This is a genomic window from Halobaculum marinum, from assembly GCF_029338555.1.
Classification (GTDB): domain Archaea; phylum Halobacteriota; class Halobacteria; order Halobacteriales; family Haloferacaceae; genus Halobaculum; species Halobaculum marinum.
Map to the genome: position 1 here is coordinate 957,400 of NZ_CP119989.1, position 17,873 is coordinate 975,272.

20 protein-coding genes are annotated in these 17,873 nt (G+C 70.1%); 11 read left to right on the forward strand and 9 right to left on the reverse strand.

The window, feature by feature from the left end:
* Window positions 1-82: 82 nt before the first annotated feature.
* Window positions 83-571 carry a DUF7992 family protein gene (locus tag P0R32_RS05040; RefSeq protein WP_276238860.1) on the forward strand — a complete coding sequence of 163 codons (489 nt, stop codon included), beginning with the start codon at window positions 83-85 and terminating at the stop codon, window positions 569-571.
* Between the two features lie 30 nt (window positions 572-601).
* Here the strand turns inward: P0R32_RS05040 and P0R32_RS05045 are convergent, their stop codons facing one another.
* A complete protein-coding gene (locus P0R32_RS05045) occupies window positions 602-1,951 on the reverse strand; it encodes an aminotransferase class III-fold pyridoxal phosphate-dependent enzyme (RefSeq protein ID WP_276238861.1) in 1,350 nt (449 codons plus the stop codon).
* Between the two features lie 119 nt (window positions 1,952-2,070).
* A complete protein-coding gene (locus P0R32_RS05050; protein WP_276238862.1) occupies window positions 2,071-3,360 on the reverse strand; it encodes an MgtC/SapB family protein in 1,290 nt (429 codons plus the stop codon).
* A 116-nt stretch (window positions 3,361-3,476) separates the two neighbouring features.
* Between P0R32_RS05050 and P0R32_RS05055 the strand changes: the two genes are divergently transcribed.
* Entirely contained in the window at window positions 3,477-4,706 is a 1,230-nt protein-coding gene (locus P0R32_RS05055; protein ID WP_276238863.1) for an AI-2E family transporter, read from the forward strand.
* Window positions 4,707-4,718: 12 nt separating this feature from the next.
* On the opposite strand, the gene P0R32_RS05060 is transcribed toward P0R32_RS05055, so the two are convergent.
* Entirely contained in the window at window positions 4,719-5,000 is a 282-nt protein-coding gene (locus P0R32_RS05060) for a PadR family transcriptional regulator (protein ID WP_276238864.1), read from the reverse strand.
* A 200-nt stretch (window positions 5,001-5,200) separates the two neighbouring features.
* On the opposite strand from P0R32_RS05060, the gene P0R32_RS05065 reads away from it, so the two are divergent.
* Entirely contained in the window at window positions 5,201-5,485 is a 285-nt protein-coding gene (locus tag P0R32_RS05065; RefSeq protein ID WP_276238865.1) for an amphi-Trp domain-containing protein, read from the forward strand.
* 249 nt (window positions 5,486-5,734) lie between these two features.
* On the opposite strand, the gene P0R32_RS05070 is transcribed toward P0R32_RS05065, so the two are convergent.
* Window positions 5,735-5,881 carry a DUF8555 family protein gene (locus tag P0R32_RS05070; RefSeq protein ID WP_276238866.1) on the reverse strand — a complete coding sequence of 49 codons (147 nt, stop codon included), beginning with the start codon at window positions 5,879-5,881 and terminating at the stop codon, window positions 5,735-5,737.
* A 99-nt stretch (window positions 5,882-5,980) separates the two neighbouring features.
* The gene (coxB, locus tag P0R32_RS05075; protein ID WP_276238867.1) at window positions 5,981-6,787 is read right to left on the reverse strand and encodes a cytochrome c oxidase subunit II; all 807 of its coding nucleotides are present in this window, start codon (window positions 6,785-6,787) and stop codon (window positions 5,981-5,983) included.
* A gap of 232 nt (window positions 6,788-7,019) precedes the next feature.
* Between coxB and P0R32_RS05080 the strand changes: the two genes are divergently transcribed.
* Complete coding sequence (locus P0R32_RS05080; RefSeq protein WP_276239359.1) at window positions 7,020-8,411, forward strand: heme o synthase; 1,392 nt, start codon at window positions 7,020-7,022, stop codon at window positions 8,409-8,411.
* A 1-nt stretch (window position 8,412) separates the two neighbouring features.
* Window positions 8,413-9,096 (forward strand): DUF7546 family protein, encoded by a 684-nt coding sequence (locus tag P0R32_RS05085; RefSeq protein ID WP_276238868.1) that lies wholly within the window; start codon window positions 8,413-8,415, stop codon window positions 9,094-9,096.
* A gap of 29 nt (window positions 9,097-9,125) precedes the next feature.
* Here the strand turns inward: P0R32_RS05085 and P0R32_RS05090 are convergent, their stop codons facing one another.
* Window positions 9,126-9,767: a helix-turn-helix domain-containing protein gene (locus tag P0R32_RS05090; protein WP_276238869.1), complete on the reverse strand. Its 642-nt coding sequence runs from the start codon at window positions 9,765-9,767 to the stop codon at window positions 9,126-9,128.
* 107 nt (window positions 9,768-9,874) lie between these two features.
* Between P0R32_RS05090 and P0R32_RS05095 the strand changes: the two genes are divergently transcribed.
* Window positions 9,875-10,222 (forward strand): DUF7344 domain-containing protein, encoded by a 348-nt coding sequence (locus P0R32_RS05095; RefSeq protein WP_276238870.1) that lies wholly within the window; start codon window positions 9,875-9,877, stop codon window positions 10,220-10,222.
* Window positions 10,223-10,249: 27 nt separating this feature from the next.
* Here P0R32_RS05095 and P0R32_RS05100 read toward each other — a convergent pair whose 3' ends face one another.
* Window positions 10,250-10,603 (reverse strand): DsrE family protein, encoded by a 354-nt coding sequence (locus P0R32_RS05100; RefSeq protein ID WP_276238871.1) that lies wholly within the window; start codon window positions 10,601-10,603, stop codon window positions 10,250-10,252.
* A 144-nt stretch (window positions 10,604-10,747) separates the two neighbouring features.
* Window positions 10,748-11,428, reverse strand: coding sequence for a class I SAM-dependent methyltransferase (locus P0R32_RS05105; protein ID WP_276238872.1), 681 nt, complete (start codon window positions 11,426-11,428; stop codon window positions 10,748-10,750).
* Window positions 11,429-11,609: 181 nt separating this feature from the next.
* On the opposite strand from P0R32_RS05105, the gene P0R32_RS05110 reads away from it, so the two are divergent.
* The 4 genes from P0R32_RS05110 to P0R32_RS05125 all read left to right on the forward strand — a co-directional run bounded on the left by P0R32_RS05110 (window position 11,610) and on the right by P0R32_RS05125 (window position 15,913).
* On the forward strand, window positions 11,610-11,909 hold the full coding sequence (locus tag P0R32_RS05110; protein WP_276238873.1) for a hypothetical protein: 300 nt from the start codon (window positions 11,610-11,612) through the stop codon (window positions 11,907-11,909).
* Window positions 11,910-12,415: 506 nt separating this feature from the next.
* A complete protein-coding gene (locus P0R32_RS05115) occupies window positions 12,416-13,945 on the forward strand; it encodes a BGTF surface domain-containing protein (protein ID WP_276238874.1) in 1,530 nt (509 codons plus the stop codon).
* Window positions 13,946-14,120: 175 nt separating this feature from the next.
* A complete protein-coding gene (locus P0R32_RS05120) occupies window positions 14,121-15,137 on the forward strand; it encodes an ABC transporter ATP-binding protein (RefSeq protein WP_276238875.1) in 1,017 nt (338 codons plus the stop codon).
* Window positions 15,134-15,913: an ABC transporter permease gene (locus P0R32_RS05125; RefSeq protein ID WP_276238876.1), complete on the forward strand. Its 780-nt coding sequence runs from the start codon at window positions 15,134-15,136 to the stop codon at window positions 15,911-15,913. The genes P0R32_RS05120 and P0R32_RS05125 overlap by 4 nt, the downstream gene beginning before the upstream one ends.
* Before the next feature lie 102 nt (window positions 15,914-16,015).
* Here P0R32_RS05125 and P0R32_RS05130 read toward each other — a convergent pair whose 3' ends face one another.
* Window positions 16,016-17,017: a S1C family serine protease gene (locus P0R32_RS05130; RefSeq protein WP_276238877.1), complete on the reverse strand. Its 1,002-nt coding sequence runs from the start codon at window positions 17,015-17,017 to the stop codon at window positions 16,016-16,018.
* A 197-nt stretch (window positions 17,018-17,214) separates the two neighbouring features.
* Here P0R32_RS05130 and P0R32_RS05135 point away from each other — a divergent pair, with 197 nt between their 5' ends.
* The gene (locus P0R32_RS05135; protein ID WP_276238878.1) at window positions 17,215-17,856 is read left to right on the forward strand and encodes a bifunctional 4-hydroxy-2-oxoglutarate aldolase/2-dehydro-3-deoxy-phosphogluconate aldolase; all 642 of its coding nucleotides are present in this window, start codon (window positions 17,215-17,217) and stop codon (window positions 17,854-17,856) included.
* The last annotated feature ends 17 nt before the right edge of the window (window positions 17,857-17,873 follow it).

Here is a 17,873-nt window from a genome sequence, read left to right on the forward strand (position 1 = left end):
CCCCGACCGTCGCCGGTCCCGGCCGGTTCCGATAGACTGGAATCGTGACAAGCGCCTTGTCCGCGCCGAGCGACTCGCAAGCATGGCGCTGGACGTCGACGTGCCCGACCCGCCGAGCCTCCACGGGCCGCAACCCCGCGGCGACTACGAGTCGCTGGGCACACAAGACCCCGACATCGAGGACGACTACCGGCGCGAGGCGGTCCGGACGGCGCTCCGTGCCGGCGCGTGGCGCGACGCGTTCGACGAGTGGGCCGAACACACCTTCCTCTCGGTCGAGGAGTTCGAGACGACCCGAGAACTCGGCTTGTTCGAGGCGTTCGACTTCTACTGGGACCCCGCCGCAGACGACGTCGGCTACCGCGCCCCGTCGGTGCCCGACGACCAGCGCGACCGGTTCCCCGACGGCGGCGCGAACGGCGTCGACGAGGAGCTGGACGCGCTCGGCCGGACGGTGTCTGAGGTGTTGGAGGTCGACTACTTCGACGGCGAGAACGACGCGGAGTTCGACTTCTTCGCGGAGGACGAAGAGCGCGAGACGGTGGCCGAACGCGAGGAGGACGAGGCCTGATCGGTCGGGTCGGCGGTGGCCGGCCCGACCTCAGTTGACTGCGCGCGTCGCCTCGATCAGCAGTCGCGCGCCGATGTCGATTTCGCGCTCGGTTACGTCCAGCGGCGGGAGGAACCGGATCACCTTCGACCCGCACGCGAGCGTGAGGAGGCCGCGCTTCAGCGCGGCGTCGAGCACGTCGTCGCGCAGGTCGGGCGACTCGAACTCGACGGCGAGCATCAGCCCCTCGCCACGCACGTCGGTGACGCCCGGGAGCGCGGCGTCGCGGACGGTCTCTTTGAACTGCTCGCCGCGGACGACGGCGTTGTCGAGCAGGTCGTACTCGTCGATGGCGCGCAGCGTGAACACGCCCAGCGCCGAGGAGACGATGTCGCCGGCGCCCCACGTCGACGAGAGGCGGGCGCGCTCGTCCGGGAAGGTGTCCTCGTTGGCGATGGTCGCGCCGACGCGCATCCCCTTCGCGCCGGTGATCACGTCCGGCTCGACCGGGTAGTGGTCCGACCCCCACATCTCGCCGGTGCGGCCCATGCCCGACTGAATCTCGTCGGCGACCAGCGGGATGTCGTGTTCGGCGGCGAGGTCGGCGACCTCCTGCATGAACGACTCCGAGGGGAACCGGTAGCCGCCCTCACCCTGGATCGGCTCCATGATGATGTAGGACGTCTCCTCGGGGTTGACGTGGCCCGTCTTCGGGTCGAGTTTCTCGCGGAGGATCGACGTGTCGCCGTCGTCGACGAAGAAGCCGCACGAGCACGTCTCGGGCGAGCACGCGCGGTCATCGCAGTACGGGACGTCGTGGACGCCGGGCACCTCGGGGTACTTCTTGCGGTACACCGACTTCGAGCGGTTGAGCGACAGCGCGCCGAGCGTGCGCCCGTGGAACGCGCCGTCGAAGGTGACGCCGTACTTCCCGCCGTCGGAGTTGTCGTAGCAGATCTTGATCGCGTTCTCGACGGCCTCGGCCCCGGAGTTCGAGAGGAAGACGGTGTCGAGGTCGTAGTGGCTCGTGCGGTCGGTCAACTCGTGCATCAAGTCCGCCGGCCCCGGGAGGTCGGACTCGCCGGGGGCGGCGCCGTCGGAGACGTAGAAGTCCTGCCCTGCGATCTTCGTCGGGTCGACCATGTCAAACTCGGCCATCCGGTCCATGATCTTGGGGTTGTTGTACCCGAGCGGCGCGGCGGCGACGTGCGAGGTGAAGTCCAGCAGGACGTTCCCGTCGACGTCGGTGCAGAACGGCCCCTCAGCGTCCTCGGTGATGTCCCACACGAAGTCGTACACGTACGTCGTCGTCGCGGCGACCTCGCGGTGGTACGACGCCCACTCGCGGGCCCGCTCGCCGGGCATCTCCGTGACCCGGACCTCGGCGGTGTCTCGGTCCATGTGAGACAGTGACGATGTAGGGGTAAAAAATGCCGCGGTACGAATTGAGTCTCTATCCAACTTTTCAGCGACGAGTTGCTGTTGCGTTCAATGGGTCGTCGCTGGCTGCCGGTCGTCGGTCACACCAGCGTGGTCCCGACGGCGACCGCACCCGCGGTCGCGACGAGCACGCCGCTGTAGAAGGCGACCCGTCGGGCGAATCCGCGCGGACCGGCGAACGCCAGCGCGGCCTTGACGGAGACGCTCGCGGCGGTCGCGAGCAACACGGCGACGGCGGCCTCGTCGGCGCCGATCGCGCCGCCGCGGTACAGCAACACCGCCGAGGTCGTCGCGCCGGCGGACGACACCGTCCCTGCGGCGACCGCCGAGGCGTACAGGCCGGCGGTGCCGAACTGCGCCTGTGCGACGGCGCTGGCGGCGAGCACGGCGAGGAACACCACGCCGAACCCGAGCACCCGACGCAGCGAGAACGGCGACGCGAGGTCGACGGCGACCGGTTCGCGCCAGTCTGCGATCCACGCCGACACCGCGACCGCGCCGACCGCGAGCACCCCTGGTGGAGCGGCGATCTGTACCAGTCCCGCGGTGCCAGCGCCGACGGTGAAGGCGACGGCGATGACGAGGTTGCGGACGGCCATCGCCGCGTCCGCCAACAGCACGCCGGCGACCGCGTACGACCGGGCCGCCGGCCGCTCGCTCGCGTGGTCGAGCATGGTCGCGACGACCGCCGTCGAGGAGGCGAACCCGCCGAAGAACGCCGACACCGCGACGCCGCGACCGCCGTAGGTGCGCACCAGCGCGTAGTTGCCGATGCCGATGCCGGCGACCGTGACGACCAGTAGCCACGCGATGCGGGGTTCCAGCGGGACGCCGAGCACGGTCACTTCCCCCGGCGGCAACAGCGGGTAGACGACGAACGCCAGCACCGCGAACTCGATCAGCGACCGGAGTTCCGGGCGCGTCAGGCCGCCGGCGACCGAGTGGAGTTCCCGCTTCAACACGAGGAGCGCCGAGGAGACGAACGCCACGGTCACCCCCTCCAGCACGTAGCCGGCGGCGACGAGGGCGCCGACGCCGTAGGCGGCCAGCAGCGACACGGCGGTCGTCAGCGAGAGCGGGTCGCGGTCGGCGCTCGACCGCATCCCCTGGACGGCGAGCAACACCCCCTGGACGACGACGAGTCCGCCGCCGACGGCCAACAGCGCCTCGCCGTAGGCGGCGTCTCTCGCCAGCAGTGCGAACACCGAGCCGACGATGCTCGTGAGCGAGAACGTCCGGATGCCGGCGGGCTTCTCCGACCACTCCCGTTCGAGTCCCATGAACAGGCCGAGGAGGGCGGCCAACACGATCCGGACCGCGGGCGTCGCGAGCGGGCCGGCCATCGCCGCCCCGACGCCTGTTCCCTGCATGGGCGCACATCGACGCGTCGACAGTTAATCGTTCGTCGTCGTCGCCGCCGCTGCGATCCGTCCCACGGATGTCAGAGGCGCGATACGCTTTTGTCACTTCGCGGACCCGGATGCGTATGGCCCTCTCCGATGTCGACTGGTCACGCGCCGCATGGTGGGGCGTCGGCGCCGTCCTCGCGGCGGCGCTGACGTTCGTCGTGTACTCGTTCGTCGGCACGTTCGTCTTCGGCGTCTTCATCTACTACGCGACGCGGCCGATCTACAACCGGATCCGCCGTCGGATCCAGCCGCCGAGTCTCGCCGCGGCGACCGCGCTGTTCACGATGGTGTTGCCGGCGCTGCTGCTCGTCGGCTACGCGATGCTCATCGTCGTCAACCAACTCCAGAACCTCCAACAGCAGGGCGCCAACGGGACGGCGGTCGTCGACCTGAGCCGCCTGCCGCTGACGGAGAGTCAGGTCGCGGCGATCCAGACGCAGATCGACCTGCTGTCGGACCCGACGATGTTGGCGACCATCGATTGGCAGCAGTACGTCACCGTCGACCGGATCGCAGACGCGGCCGGCTCGCTCGGCCAGGCCGCCGGCACGCTCGCGTTCGTCGGCACCGCCGCCATCCACCTGTTCGTGATGCTGGCGATCGCATTCTACCTCCTGCGCGACGGCAACCGCCTCTCCCGGTACCTCGTGCAGTTCACCGACCAGGCGGGCGTCATCGACGCCTACGGACTGGCCGTCGACCGCGACCTCAAGTCGGTGTTCTTCGGTAACATCCTCAACGCCATCGTCACCGCCACCATCGGTGTCATCGTCTACTCGCTGCTCAACGTGTTCGCGCCGACCGGCGGCTCGATCCCGGCGGCCGCACTCGTCGGCCTGCTCGCGGGCGCCGCCAGCCTGATCCCGATCGTCGGGATGAAACTCGTGTACTTCCCCGTCGCCATCTTCATGGCCGTCCGCGCGGTGGCCAACGACGTCACCGGGGGGTTGGTGTTCGTGCTCGCGTTCGCGGTCGCGTCGCTCGTCATCGTCGACACCATCCCCGACCTCGTGTTGCGCCCGTACGTCTCCGGTCGCTCGCTCCACGTCGGCGCCGTGATGCTGGCGTACACGCTCGGGCCGCTCCTGTTCGGCTGGTACGGCATCTTCCTCATGCCGATCCTGCTGGTGCTCGTCGTGCACTTCGTCCGGATCGTCCTCCCGGAACTGCTCGCGGGCGAGCCAATCCGCCCGTTCGCGGTCGACCCGACCCACCTCACCGAGGAGGTGCAGGTCGTCACTGAATCGGTCGACGCCGGCAGCGGCGGCACCGGCGCCCCCGGCGACGGGGCTCCCGAGGGGGAGTGACCGCGACGCGGGTCACTCCTCGATGTCGACGTACTGCGACTCCCAGTCTCTGCGCGCGTCGATTTCGCGGCGACCGCGGCGGGTGAGCGTGTAGAAGTTCGTCCGTCGGTCGCGCTCGCCCTTCTCGACCAGCCCTTTGTCCACCAGCGTGTCGAGGTTGGGGTACAGGCGACCGTGGTGGATCTCCTTCTCGTAGTAGTCTTCCAACTCATCTTTGATCGCCAAGCCGTGCGGTTCGTCCTGCCCCGCGATCACGTACAGTAGATCCCGTTGGAACCCAGTCAGGTCGTACATCGGTACTATCCCGTCAGATATTACTGTCGGATCCGAATAAAGATGCCGGCATCGCTCCGGCGAAACGGCTGATTCCCGTACGCTGTGGCCAGTCTCGCCGGCCACCGGAAGTTCTCCCCGAACATACACATTGGCTGACGTATCAGCGAGTAGTGCAAACGCCCGACCGCTTTTTACCGGTCGGGAGCGTCCCCGTCGGTATGCCCGAAGAAGTGCTGTTCAAATCCGAGTCGCGACAGGACCGCCACGACATCGCCGAGCACCTGCGTGCGGTCGCCGAGAAACTCGACGGCGACGGCGCGTTGACGCTCTCCGGCGGCGGCGGCGACTCGCTCACGATGCAGGTGCCCGCGTCGGCGACGTTCGAGGTGAAAGCCGAGCGCGAGACGGGGTCGGGCCCCGACGAGTTGAGCGTCGAGTTCGAACTAGAGTGGAACGAGGGCGAGGAAGGCGCCGGGACGGACGCCGGGCTCAGTATCGAGTGAACCACGCGACGGAGTGAGTCGTCGTCGACCGAAGTGAGTCGTCGTCGACCGAAGTGAGTCGCCGGCGACCGAACGCAGTCGCTCGCGAGACGAGGCATCGGGTTCCGAGAACGAACGGGGGCACGCCGCGGAAAAACCCGCGGCGTGCCGCCCGAATCGGTCCCCGCTGACGCTTCGGCCCTCCAGACGAAGCGTCGTACCGTCGTACCGCTGGCGGTCAGATAAAACTACCGGGTGTTCAGGGGAGCGCTATATATACTCCTCCTCGAGCACCCACCCGAGCGCCCGCTTGTAGTAGGTGAACATCTGCCGGATGCGCTCGTGACGCATCTCCTCGGACTCCAGTTGCTCGGCGAGGAACTCGTACTGCTCTCTGATCTCGGCTTCGTCGCGCATGGTCGAGCGACGCGGGCGAGCGACTTCAAACGTCGTCCTCCGACGGACCCGCCGCGGCGCTCACGGGGAGTGACGGTCGGTGAGAAGAGAGTCGGTCGCTTACGCGCCCAGTCCGCTCGGCGCCGTCATCGAGGCGCTCGCGTCCGAGCCACCGGTCTGACGGTCGACGAACGCGTCGTAGGTGTCCTGCTCGACCACGATGACGCTGAAGTACATGTTCGAGTGGGCGACGCCACAGTACTCCGTACAGTAGCCCTGGTAGACGCCGGGTTCGTTGGCGACGGTCTTGATCGTGTTCTCCTGGCCGGGGATGGCGTCCTGCTTCAGCCCCAGTTTCGGCACCGCGAAGCCGTGGAGCACGTCGTCGGAGGCGGTGGTGAAGTAGAGGTCCTGCCCCACGGGAACGACGATCACCGGTCCTTCGAGGCCTTCAGCCTGCGGAATCGCGTTCGTGTCGATGTCGCTGGCGGTGAGTTCGGTGATGTTCGACGTCTCGTAGTTCATCCGCCAGTTCCACTGGTAGGCGACCGTCTGCACGTGCACGTCGCCCTCGGAGGCGTCGATCTCGTCGACACCGCCGGTGAAGGTGACGTCTGGGTCTGCCATCACGCCGTAGGAGGCGGCGCCGACGAACAGGAGGACGATGGCGGTCGCGACCGTCCAGGTGATCTCCAGGCGACGATTCTCCCGCGTCGGCGCGGGTTCGTCGCTGCCCCTGAACTTCAGGACGGTGTAGATGAGAATGACCTCGACGAGGATGGTGATCGGGACCGCGACGTACAGTAGCCGACTGTTCAGGCCGTTGATGAGCCCCGCGGTCGTCGACGGCTGCGCCGCGACTGGCGTCGCCAGAAGCGCCAGTCCGACGAGCCCGACCAGCAGGCTCCCCAATCGCGTACGCGTCATTACATCGGCGTCGGCGTCGGCCACGTAAATACCTACTGTTGTCGCCCGAAACACCGGATGACGGCGCTGCCGCCGCGTGGGCGACGCGCTCTCGGGGAACGTCACCGCTCGGCCCTGGCCGGCCCCGAATCCGACCGCCGCGAACCGGGAAAACGCGGGGTTGATATGCCGCCGGACGCAACTCCGGGTAGTGACATCGAAGCGGTTTCCCGCGCTGCTGGCGGCCGCGGCGATGGGCGTGTACCTGCTGCTCGTGGTCGGCGCGACCACGGCGGTGACGGACGCTGCCGCCTCGTGTGCCGCGTGGCCCGCCTGCGGCGACGGCTTCGCGCTCCCGACCGACACCGCTGGCTGGGTCGCGCTCGGCCACCGTGCGGTGGCGGTGGTCGTCGGACTCCTCGTGCTCGCGACGGGCGTCGCCGCGTGGCGCGCTCGCCCGAGCACCCGCGTCCGCGCGGCCCTGACGCTCTCGTTCCTCCTGTACCCCGTCGAGTCGGTGCTGGGCGCGTACGTCGCGACTGCGGGCACCGCACCGGTCGCGGTCGTCGCCGGTGTCCCGGTGACGCTGTCGGCGCTCCACCTCGTGGGCGGACTCGTCGTGTTCGGCGGCCTGCTCGCGGCGCTCGCGTGGGAACTCGAAGCACGCACGGGCGACCCCGACGAGGACCGCTCGGCGACGCCGGCGCCCGAACCCGCCGCCGAACCGATCGACGACGGTCCCCGACCCGACGTGCCCGCCTGGACCGCTGACCCGCTCCGTCGCGCCCGCTTGACCGCCGCGGCGTACTTCCGGCTGATGAAGCCCCGGCTCATGTGGCTGCTGTGCCTCGTCGCCAGCGCCGCGATGGCGCTCGCGGGCGGCCCCGGCCTCCGCGTCCCCGTCGTCGCGGCGACGCTCGTGGGCGGCGCGCTCTCCATCGGCGCCTCCGGCACGTTCAACCACGTCCTCGAACGCGACGTGGACCGTCGGATGCAGCGGACGAGCGACCGCCCGCTCGCCGTCGACCTCGTCTCCGTGCGCAACGCCGTCGCGTTCGGCCTCCTGCTCACGGTGATTTCGGTCGGCCTGTTCGCGTGGGTGAACCTCCTCGCGGCGGTCCTCGGCCTCGTCGCCATCGTGTTCTACTCGGTGGTGTACACGCTCGTCCTCAAGCCGAACACCGTCCAGAACACGGTCATCGGCGGCGCCGCTGGTGCGCTCCCCGCGCTCATCGGCTGGGCCGCCGTCACCGGCGAGGTCGGCCTCGGTGGTATCGCGCTGGCGGCGCTCATCTTCCTGTGGACGCCGGCGCACTTCTACAACCTCGCGCTCGCGTACAAGGACGACTACGAGCGCGGCGGCTTCCCGATGATGCCGGTCGTGCGCGGCGAGACGACGACCCGCCGGCACATCGTCTGGTACTTCGGCGCGACGCTGGCCGTGGGCGCCGCGATGGTCGGCCTCGGCCGCCTCGACTGGCTGTACGCGTTCGCCGGCGTCGTCGTCGGCGCGGTGTTCCTGTGGACCATCGTCCGCCTCCACTACGAGCGCGACGAGGCGGCGGCGTTCCGTGCGTTCCACGCCTCGAACGCCTACCTCGGCGTCGTCCTCCTGGCCGTCGTCGTCGACGCGCTGGCGATCTGAGATGAGCGCTCGAACCATCGGCGTCTCCGCCGGCCCGCTGGACCTCACGTTCACCCCCCGAGAGCTACAGGTGGCGGCGCTCGTGTTCAACGTCGAGTTGGTGGCGGTGCTGGCGTACTTCGCGCTCACCAACGCGTCCCTGTCCTCGCCGCTGTTCACGCTGTACGGACTCGTCTGGGTGAACGTCGCGCTCGTCGTGTTCGCGCGCTACCGCCCGCCCGTCAGCGACGCGCGGACGCGCCGGCGAGCGGGCGGCGTCGCCGCTGGCTACGCCCTGTTGCTCGCGGTGTTCGGCGGCGTCGTCGGCGTCGCACCCCCGGGGACGACGCCGGGCGTCTCGCTCGCGATGCTCCCGCCGGGGTGGGGGCCGGCGCTGGTGGTGAACGTCGGCGTCGCCGCCGCGGTGCTCATGCCCGCCAAGGTGCTCGGCTACGCCGCCCTGGCGTACCTCCTGTACGGGACGGTCGCCGACGCGGCGAGCGCGGGTGTCGCAGGGGTGCTGGGGCTGTTCTCGTGTGTCTCGTGTTCGCTGCCGATACTCGCGGGCGCCGCGACCGCGGTCGTCGGCGGCGGCGGCTTCGTCGTCTCGGCGGTCGCGGGGCTGGGGTACGGTCCCTCGACGCTGGTGTTCGTCGTCACCGTGGCGCTGCTGTGGTGGCGACCCGGTGCGGCGTTGTTCGGATAGGCGCACGCCCCCTGTTCGCCGTTACTGGCTCACTCGAGGAGCACCTCTGAGACCAGTCGCTTCGTGCCGCGACGGAAGCGCTCGGACGCGGCGCTCTCGGAGACGCCGAGCGTCGCGGCCAACTCGGCGAGCGACGCCCCACGCGGGATGTCGAGGTATCCCAGTTCGACGGCGGCGACGAGCGTCTCGTGTTGGATCTCGGTGAGGGTGGTGCCGCCGGCGTCGTACAGGTCCGACTGCTCGTAGATCCGGTCGAGGGTGAACGGGATGTCGTTGCGCGCGCAGAAGCCGTACACGTGTTCCAGCGCCTCCCGGTTCGGGAACTGCGTCTTGAGTTGCCACCCGTCTGCGTCGGCGGTGATCACCTCGTTGACGCCGCCGACCTCCGCGATGACCGACCGGGTGCTGGTCGATTTGTAGTCCTCGGCGAAGTCCAACCGATAGAGATCCCGCCCGCGTGACTTCGTCAGGAGATGCCGGTCGCCGACCGACGGGTCGGCGTCGATTACCGCGTCGACGTCGTCGGTCGGCACGCCGCTCAACCACCCCGTCATCCACATCCGCCCGTCGTTGTCCGTGTACGAGTCCTCCCACTTCACGTCGAGATCCGGCAGCGACCGCAGCGTCCGGCGCATGAACGGGTGGTCGATGGTGTAGTGCGCGATGATCATGGGTGTGTGTCTCTCTGCTCTGTGTCGCCCAGAGAGCGCTCGAAACGTATAAACTCCCGGAGAACTCCGGCACCAGCCGGATTGAGCCGGGTCGACATTGGGAGGTTATGTCTGGGGCGAGACAATCGGACCGGTCTGGCGACGAGGTCACGATCGACGAGCTACTCTCGGCGCTCGCCGATGCGAGGCGCCGGGCGGTGATCCGCTACTTCCACGACACACTGCGGGTCACCGCGACCGCGGAGGAACTCGCCGAGGAACTCGCGGGCGACGTCGTGGCCGCCGACTCGGAGCGACTGGCGACCGTGTTACACCACGCGTCGCTGCCGAAACTCGACAAGGCGGGTATCGTCGAGTACGACCCGGCGACTCGGACGGCCCGCTACCGTGGCGAGGAACTCCGCGACCCCGTTCGCCGCCTGTTCGACGACGTCACGGCGGTCGTGACTGCGTGACGCCACCGCGCTACCCCAACTCGCCGGTCAGAACGTGAGGACTTGGTAGTCGTCGTCGACGAGCGAGTGGACGCTGGGGTGCCCGTCGAAGTCGGCCAGACGCGCGACGCCGGCGTCGTCGACGGCCTCGTCCACGTCGAAGGCGGTCGCGCAGTAGTCGCACACGGACACCTCGTCCTCGACGGCCGCGAACAGGTCGTGGTAGTCGTGGTCCTCGTCGGGGAGTTCCGCGATCCACTGAGTGCCCGCGCCGTCGAAGATCACCTCGACCTCGTCGTCGTTCTCGACGAACTCGCGGGCGCCCTCCAACGCGTTCACGACGCGCCCGAGTCCTTCGTGCCCCTCTGTGCCTGCCAGGATTACGAATGCAGCTTTCGCCATTGCGTCCCCCGGTTCGACCGTCCCCGTATAGAGTGGCAGGCGACTGTGCGCCGGCGCCGACCTGCCATCGGGATCCAACGACTGTCGCGGCGCCGGAGTCGGGTCCCGTGGTACCGACGGGGCCAAGCGGAATTCGGCGCCGCCTCACTCCTCGGATAACTCGGCCACGATGAGGGCCCAGGACCCACCGTCGCTGTCGTCGTCGGACACCGTCTCGTCGAGGTGGTGTTCGGCGGTCACCCGGAACCCGGCCGCGCGGAGGTGCTCGCGGGTCTGGTCGACGCCGGGGAACGACCACGCCATCGTCCCGCCGGAGCCGAGCCAGTCGGGGTTGACGCCGGCCCACCCCTCCTCGCCGGTCGCGGCCGTGAGGAGGAGTCGACCGCCCGGCGCGAGCACGCGCGCGAACTCGGCGTACACGGTGGGGTGTTCGGCGACGGGGACGTGGATGGTCGAGGTGACCGCCGTCACCGCCGCCGCCGTCGCGTCGGCGACCGGGAGCCGCGTCATGTCGCCCCGGACGAGTGCGGCGTCGGTGCGCTCGCGCGCCGTCTCCAGCATCGTCGCCGAGAGGTCGACGCCGACGCCCTCGACCTCCGACGGGAGTCTGTTCAACACGGGGACGCCCTGTCCACAGCCCACGTCGACGACGCGGTCGCCCGCGTCGAGGGCCGCCACGAGGTCGTCGACGTGCGACGCCACCGCGACGTCGTGGGTCTCGCGCTGCTGGCGGTACGCCTCGGCCAACTCCGGGTCGTCGTAGCCGTCGCGGACAGCGACCCGCTGCGCGAGTGGGTCACTCGAGAGATCGCAGTCGTCGGACACGAGTCGACGTGCCGACGGACACACAAAAGCTGTTCTGTGGTGTGGGTTCACGTCACGAAGCGGTCGAACCGCCGGACGCGACGCCGACTGCCGATCGACTGACTGCGGGCCGCTCGCGCCTTCTTTCACGATCTGTTGACAAAATCTATTTCCACCTGTAGCGACCACGCACGGTATCCACATGGGGGGTATCGTGTCGGGAACGCCCGGACGGCTCGTCGGCGCAGCGATGGCGCTGTCGGCGTCCGTCTCCGTGCCGGCGTTACCGTACGTCTCGGATCTGGCGACCGACTGGGGAGTGGCGGCGGCGCCCGTCGTCGTCCTCGTCGCCCTGTTCGTCGCCGTCCGGTTGGTGCTCGGGGTGGCGCTGGTCGTGCGCGACGACGGCGACACCCTGTCAGACCCGTTGGCGTTCGGGCGAGAGACGGAGGGCTCGGCGTCCGAGCGGTCGGTGCTGTCGCGATTGCGCTCGCGTCGGTAGCGGCGGCGAGATTCGGGTCGTCGTAGTCGTCAAGAACAGCGACCCGTTGGGCGTGCAGTTTACCGATACCGTCCGTGTCGGGGTCACCTGACTGATCGGGTCTTCGTTCACGATTCACCCTGGCTGGAGGCGGTGAACTATCGTACGCTGTGGGGCGCAGCCTCACAAGAAATATGCGGGGTGAATGATACGATTGGCTGATGCCCTCCAAGGTCCGTTTACACACGATCTGTGTGGCCCTCCTCGTTCTTCTATCGGCCGTCGTCGTGCCAGTCGCGGGCGACCCAGCCGGACCCGGTACGAGGCAGGATTCAGTACACTGCATCCCCGAGTTCGACGGCCCCGCGGCAGACCGACCCGCCCACGTCGAGGCTGGCGGTGTCGTGCGGGTCGGGCTGCTCGCATGCAAAGCATGGGACACGACCATCCGCGTCGACGGCCCCGATGTGAACGCATCGCTTGCTCTCGGAGGGGAGCCGGGAGGGTCGGGACACGGAACGTTGGTAGTGAACACGTCTGCAACTGGCTCGGCCGCGTACACCACCGCAGGTCACCTCGCATTTGGCGTCGAGCGAGCGGTTGGGTCCTTCCGCGAGGGGGAGTACACGCTCACCCTGCTCAAGAGCGGATCGGTGGTCGACACACTCACGCTCGTCGTCGGTACCCCGCGGATCGGGAATCTGACCGTCGGGTACACGGGTGCGAATACGACCTTCGACTCCGGGGAAGAGCTCGGGGCCGCCATGAACAACGGAAGCATCGTCACGAGCGGTGGTATCGATCAACTCGGTGACTACGATGTCGAGGACGGCGACCGGACGGTGCTGCATCCGGGGACGGTGGTACTCGCGTTCGACGCGGACCGCCTCTCGTGGGCCGTCGACACGAACGATTCGGACGCGTCGCTCGCGGCGTTCGCGGCGTACCTGAACCGGACCGGCGGCGCGCTGCGTGCCGTCCAGACGAACCCGACGCCCTCGCGTCGGGTGAAGGCGGTCGACCTCCTCGATCCCGACGCGGGGTCGCTGTACACCGACCCGGCCAACGACACGTACTACCTCGTCGCCGACACCCGGGACCTCCGGGTAGTCCACGGTGACACCGACCTCGGCTACCCTGCCGCCGACGGCGCGCCAGCGGAACTCTACAGCGGCGACCGGTTCGCTGCGAACCTCACCCTGAACGCGACTGGGGGCTTCGACTGGGCGGACGTCCACGACCGAGCGGCCGGCGCGGATCCGGCGTCCGCGGAGACGTCGTTCGTCGTCGTCGACCCGGACGCGACACTGACGAACTGGCCGCGCGACGAGCGCGTCGTGCTCGCCGCCGGAGAGCCGGTTCGCGGCCGGACGACGCTCGCCCCCGGGTCGACGCTGGTCGTCGAGGCGGCGCGAGCGGACGGCACGACGACGACCCGGCGGGTGACCGTCGGTGCCAACGGGACGTTCGACGCGAGCCTCGGCACCGCGAACGCGACCGACGGCACACGGCTGACCGTCACGGTGCGGCTCCCCCACCGATCGGGCGGCGTGGAGCGACGCGCGGTCGTCCGCGACCCGGCGGCGACCCTCTCGGCGAGCGTCCGCGGGGAGGACGAGCGACAGGTCGCCTTCGACGCGACCGTCTCCCACCGGAGCCTCGTCGTCGTCGCCGAGGCGGACGGCGACGTCGTCGGCGTCCACCCACGCGCCCCCGACACGGGGTACACGGGCGGCCTCGTGAGCCTCGCCGCCGCCGACCCCGGCACGCTCACGGTCACCGTGTACCGGGACGTCGACCGGGACGGGCGGCTCGACGCGGCCGACGTACCGTACCCGAACGCGAGCACGACCGTCGAGTACGACCCGTCCGAGTCGGGGCGGGCGGCGGTTCCCCGCTCCGAGTCGGGGACGTCGGGTCCGAGCGTCGTCGGGTCGACCGTGACCGACTCGGACGCACCGACCGAGTCGTCGACGCCGGTCCCCGGCTTCGGCGTCGTCGTCGCCGCCGTGGCGGTCGCCGGGGCGACGCTGGTGCTCAGCCGCCGCGCGAACTGACCGCCCGACGACGTGGAGGTCACCGTCGTCGTGGGCGTAATCACGTTCGTCTCCGTCCGGTTCGCGCTCGGGGTGGCGCTGTTCATCCGCGGCGGCGACGACCGTTCGGGCCGCTCGATCCGGGCGACGCCCCGCCTTCGGCACCCTCTTGTCCGCGACGCTCCCAGCGTCGGCCATGAACGACGCGACGGTCGTCCGCGCCGTCGACGCCCGGAAGGCGTACGACGAGACGGTGGCGCTCGACGGCGTCTCGCTCGACGTCCGTGCGGGGGAGGTGTTCGGCCTCATCGGCCCCAACGGCGCCGGGAAGACGACGCTCGTGCGCGCGCTCACCGGCACCGCCGACGCCGAGGGCACCCTCGAACTGTTCGGCGCGCCCGCCCGCGAGTCCGACCGCTCGCGGGTCGGACTGCTCCCTCAGGAGTTCGGCCCGCCCGAGCGCCTCACCGCCCGCGAACTCGTCGCGTACTACGGCGGCCTCTACGACGAGTCGCGCCCGGTCGACGAGGTGCTCGCCGACGTGGGCCTCGCCGCCGACGCCGACACGTGGTACGAGAAGCTCTCCGGGGGCCAGAAGCGTCGCGCGTGCGTCGCCACGGCGCTCGTCAACGACCCCGACGTGCTGTTCCTCGACGAACCGACGACCGGCATCGACCCCGCAGGCCGGCGCTCGCTGTGGGCGCTGATCGAGGAGCTCGCCGACGGCGGCGTCACCGTCTTCCTCACCAGTCACTCGATGGCTGAGGTCGAGCGACTCAGCGACCGCGTCGGCCTCCTGCGCGACGGCGACCTCGTCGCCGTGGGGACGCCCGCGGAGTTGGTCGCCGAGCACGGCGGCCCCGCCCGCCTCGTCGTCGCCGGTCCCGACGTCGAGGCGGGTGCCGACCCCCTCCGTGAGGCCGGGTTCGCCGTCGACGTCGGCGCCGACGAACTCGTCCTCGGCGACGTGGCGCCGACCGACCTCGCCGACGCCGTGACTGCGCTGGCCGACGCCGGCGTGACGTACGAGTCGCTCACGTGGACCGAACCGACGCTGGAGGACGTGTACCTCCGGCTCACCGGCGAGACGTTCGAAGGGGCGTTCACGCCGGGTGCGAGCGCGGTCGAGGGCGCCACCGGGGACGCGACCGAGGAGCCGGTGGGCGACGGGGCCGACGCTGGTGCCGCCGCCGCGACGGAGGTGGACCAATGAGCCGCGTCGGGCGGGTCCGTGCCGAGACGGTCGCGGCGGGGCGCTCGTTCCTCCGCCGGCGGACGGCGGTGTTCTTCACGTTCTTCTTCCCGCTGCTGCTCGTGCTCATCTTCGGCGTGCTCGTGCGCACACAGCCCGGCGGCGGGGGGCTGTTCTCCCAGCCGGACGCGTACTACCTGCCGGGGTACCTCGCGACGGTGGTGCTGTTCACACCGCTGTCGCGCGTCGGCTCTGAGATCGCGCGCCACCGCGACGACCACCGGTTCGAGAAGTTGGCGACGACGCCGCTCACGCGCGGCGAGTGGCTCCTGGCCCACACGCTCGTCAACGTCGGCGTCATCGGCGTCGCCTCCCTGCTGGTGTTCGTGCTCGTGACGCTCGTCACCGGCGCGGCCATCCCCATCTCGCTCGACCTGCTCGTCCTCGTCCCGTTCGTCGTCGTCGGAGTGGTGCTGTTCTGCGGCGTCGGCGCGATCCTCGGGCGGGTGTCGGACACGCAAGACGGCGTCATCGCCGCCTCGAACTCCGTCGCGCTCCCGCTGTTGTTCCTCTCGGACACGTTCGTGCCGCCGGATCTGCTCCCCGAGTGGTTCCTTCCGGTGGTGAACCTCTCGCCGCTCACCTACTTCTCTCGGGGTGTGCGCGCGCTCACCTTCGAGGCGCCGACCGCCGACGGGCTGGCGGGGCTCGGTGCCGCCGGGAACCTCGCGATCCTCGCGGTGCTGGCGCTGGTCGCGTTCGGTGTCGGCGCGGTCGCGGTACCGCGCGGGGAGTGAGAACGGCGGACCGTTGGGGCGGGCTCCCCGAGAAATTGGACGATCTGTCTGCGATCCTGACAGGCGACAGCTGACCCTGCTACCACACCGAACTGGGTCCCGCTATCGCACCGGCACCGTCCCCGCTGTGCCGGGCCGCTCGGCCAACTCCACCTCGACGACCCGCCGGGTCGTCTCGCCGTCGCGGTACACCGACAGCGCGACCGTCTCGCCGGGGGCGCCGTGGAGGATCAGTTGCCGGACCAGTTCCTCGTGGCTCCGGACGGGGTCGCCGTCGACCGCGACGACGACGTCGCCGCCGACCGGGAGTTCGCGGTCGCCGACGACCGCGGTTCGTGAGCAGCCGTGCAGGCCGTCGTCGCTGGCGGCGGGGCCGTCCTCGCCGACGTCGACGACGAGCACGCCGTCGGTCTCGACGAGGCCGTTCGCCCCCGCCAGCGCCGGTGTCACGTCCATCGTCCGAACCCGGAGGTACGGGTGCCGGTGGACGCCGTCGGCGATGAGCGTCGGGACGACCCGGGTCACCAGTCGCGCGGAGATGGCGAAGCCGATGTTGTCGCCCCCCTTCGCGCGGTTGACGCCGACGACCTCGTAGCCGCCGTCGTCGGTCGCGGCGACGAGCGGGCCGCCGCTGTTGCCGGGGTTGATCGCGGCGTCCGTCTGCACCACGTCGGGGACGGAGAAGCCGCCACGCATCGCCATCGAGCGATTCACGCCCGAGACGATTCCCGCCGTGATCGAGCCGTCCAGCCCCATCGGGTTGCCGAGCGCGGCGACCGGACGCCCCGGGACGGGTACGTCGGCGGCGACCGCCAAGGGCTCGGCGTCCATCCCGTCGACGCTGACGACCGCGAGGTCGGTGTAGGCGTCGACGCCGACGACGGTGCCCTCCAGCCACGAGCCGTCGGCGAAGCGGACGCTGACGGTCCGTCGGTCGCCGACGACGTGGTCGTTCGTGACGACGTGGGCGTCGTCGTACACGAACCCCGACCCCGCGCCGCGTGTCGCGCCGCCGCCGTCCGCGTACACCGAGACCACCGACGGCGCGACGGCTCGGTACAGTTCTTCGTAGTCGGGGGTGACCGCCCCCGGGTGAGCCTCCATCACCCGAGGGAAGTGACGGAGTGACATATCCCGCTCGCGGTTGGACCGCGGCGGCGCACGGGTAGGCGCAGCCACCGTGTTCTCGGCGCCACCGAGGCGTCGCTGTCGGCACACGACCGTGCGGGCGAACCGGGCGACTGCGCCCCGATCGGCGGGCACCCGTCGGTTTTATTCTCCAGCCGAGTCGTTACTCGCGTATGAGTACTACCGATGCGGTCGCCGCGATGCGCGAGTCGGGTGTGGTCGCCGTCCTCCGCGGGGCAGAGCCGGAGACGGTCGTCGACACCGCCGAGGCGCTCGTCGCCGGCGGCGTGACGGCGCTGGAGGTCACCGCCGACACGGCGGGGGCGACCGACATGATCGCCACCCTGAGCGACGCGCTGGACGACGACGTGCTCGTCGGCGCCGGCACCGTCCTCGACAGCGAGACGGCCCGCGCGGCCATCGCCGCCGGCGCCGAGTTCGTCGTCTCGCCCTCCTTCGACGCGGGGGTCGTCGAGACGTGCAACCGCTACGGCGTGCTGTGTGCGCCGGGCGTGATGACGCCGACGGAGGCGGTCGACGCGTACGAGGCCGGCGCGGACATGGTGAAGGTGTTCCCCGCGAAGACCGTCGGCCCGGACCACGTCGCGGCGCTGAAGGGGCCGCTCGGCCAACTGGAGATCATGCCGACCGGCGGCGTCTCCCCGGACAACGCCGCCGACTACGTCGAAGCGGGCGCCGCCTGTGTGGGCGCTGGCTCCGCGCTCGTCGACCGCGACCTCGTCGAGGCGGGCGACTTCGACGCGATCACCGAGCGCGCCGAGGCGTTCCGCGCGGTGATCGAGGACGCGCGATAGCCGCTGACGCGCAGCGA

What these genes read in the sequence shown, in the direction of transcription:
- P0R32_RS05040 (WP_276238860.1), top strand. Translation starts at nt 83, where the DNA reads ATGGCGCTGGACGTCGACGTGCCCGACCCGCCGAGCCTCCACGGGCCG.
- P0R32_RS05045 (WP_276238861.1), bottom strand. Translation starts at nt 1,951, where the DNA reads ATGGACCGAGACACCGCCGAGGTCCGGGTCACGGAGATGCCCGGCGAG.
- P0R32_RS05050 (WP_276238862.1), bottom strand. Translation starts at nt 3,360, where the DNA reads ATGCAGGGAACAGGCGTCGGGGCGGCGATGGCCGGCCCGCTCGCGACG.
- P0R32_RS05055 (WP_276238863.1), top strand. Translation starts at nt 3,477, where the DNA reads ATGGCCCTCTCCGATGTCGACTGGTCACGCGCCGCATGGTGGGGCGTC.
- P0R32_RS05060 (WP_276238864.1), bottom strand. Translation starts at nt 5,000, where the DNA reads ATGTACGACCTGACTGGGTTCCAACGGGATCTACTGTACGTGATCGCG.
- P0R32_RS05065 (WP_276238865.1), top strand. Translation starts at nt 5,201, where the DNA reads ATGCCCGAAGAAGTGCTGTTCAAATCCGAGTCGCGACAGGACCGCCAC.
- P0R32_RS05070 (WP_276238866.1), bottom strand. Translation starts at nt 5,881, where the DNA reads ATGCGCGACGAAGCCGAGATCAGAGAGCAGTACGAGTTCCTCGCCGAG.
- coxB (WP_276238867.1), bottom strand. Translation starts at nt 6,787, where the DNA reads ATGACGCGTACGCGATTGGGGAGCCTGCTGGTCGGGCTCGTCGGACTG.
- P0R32_RS05080 (WP_276239359.1), top strand. Translation starts at nt 7,020, where the DNA reads ATGGGCGTGTACCTGCTGCTCGTGGTCGGCGCGACCACGGCGGTGACG.
- P0R32_RS05085 (WP_276238868.1), top strand. Translation starts at nt 8,413, where the DNA reads ATGAGCGCTCGAACCATCGGCGTCTCCGCCGGCCCGCTGGACCTCACG.
- P0R32_RS05090 (WP_276238869.1), bottom strand. Translation starts at nt 9,767, where the DNA reads ATGATCATCGCGCACTACACCATCGACCACCCGTTCATGCGCCGGACG.
- P0R32_RS05095 (WP_276238870.1), top strand. Translation starts at nt 9,875, where the DNA reads ATGTCTGGGGCGAGACAATCGGACCGGTCTGGCGACGAGGTCACGATC.
- P0R32_RS05100 (WP_276238871.1), bottom strand. Translation starts at nt 10,603, where the DNA reads ATGGCGAAAGCTGCATTCGTAATCCTGGCAGGCACAGAGGGGCACGAA.
- P0R32_RS05110 (WP_276238873.1), top strand. Translation starts at nt 11,610, where the DNA reads ATGGGGGGTATCGTGTCGGGAACGCCCGGACGGCTCGTCGGCGCAGCG.
- P0R32_RS05120 (WP_276238875.1), top strand. Translation starts at nt 14,121, where the DNA reads ATGAACGACGCGACGGTCGTCCGCGCCGTCGACGCCCGGAAGGCGTAC.
- P0R32_RS05125 (WP_276238876.1), top strand. Translation starts at nt 15,134, where the DNA reads ATGAGCCGCGTCGGGCGGGTCCGTGCCGAGACGGTCGCGGCGGGGCGC.
- P0R32_RS05130 (WP_276238877.1), bottom strand. Translation starts at nt 17,017, where the DNA reads ATGGAGGCTCACCCGGGGGCGGTCACCCCCGACTACGAAGAACTGTAC.
- P0R32_RS05135 (WP_276238878.1), top strand. Translation starts at nt 17,215, where the DNA reads ATGAGTACTACCGATGCGGTCGCCGCGATGCGCGAGTCGGGTGTGGTC.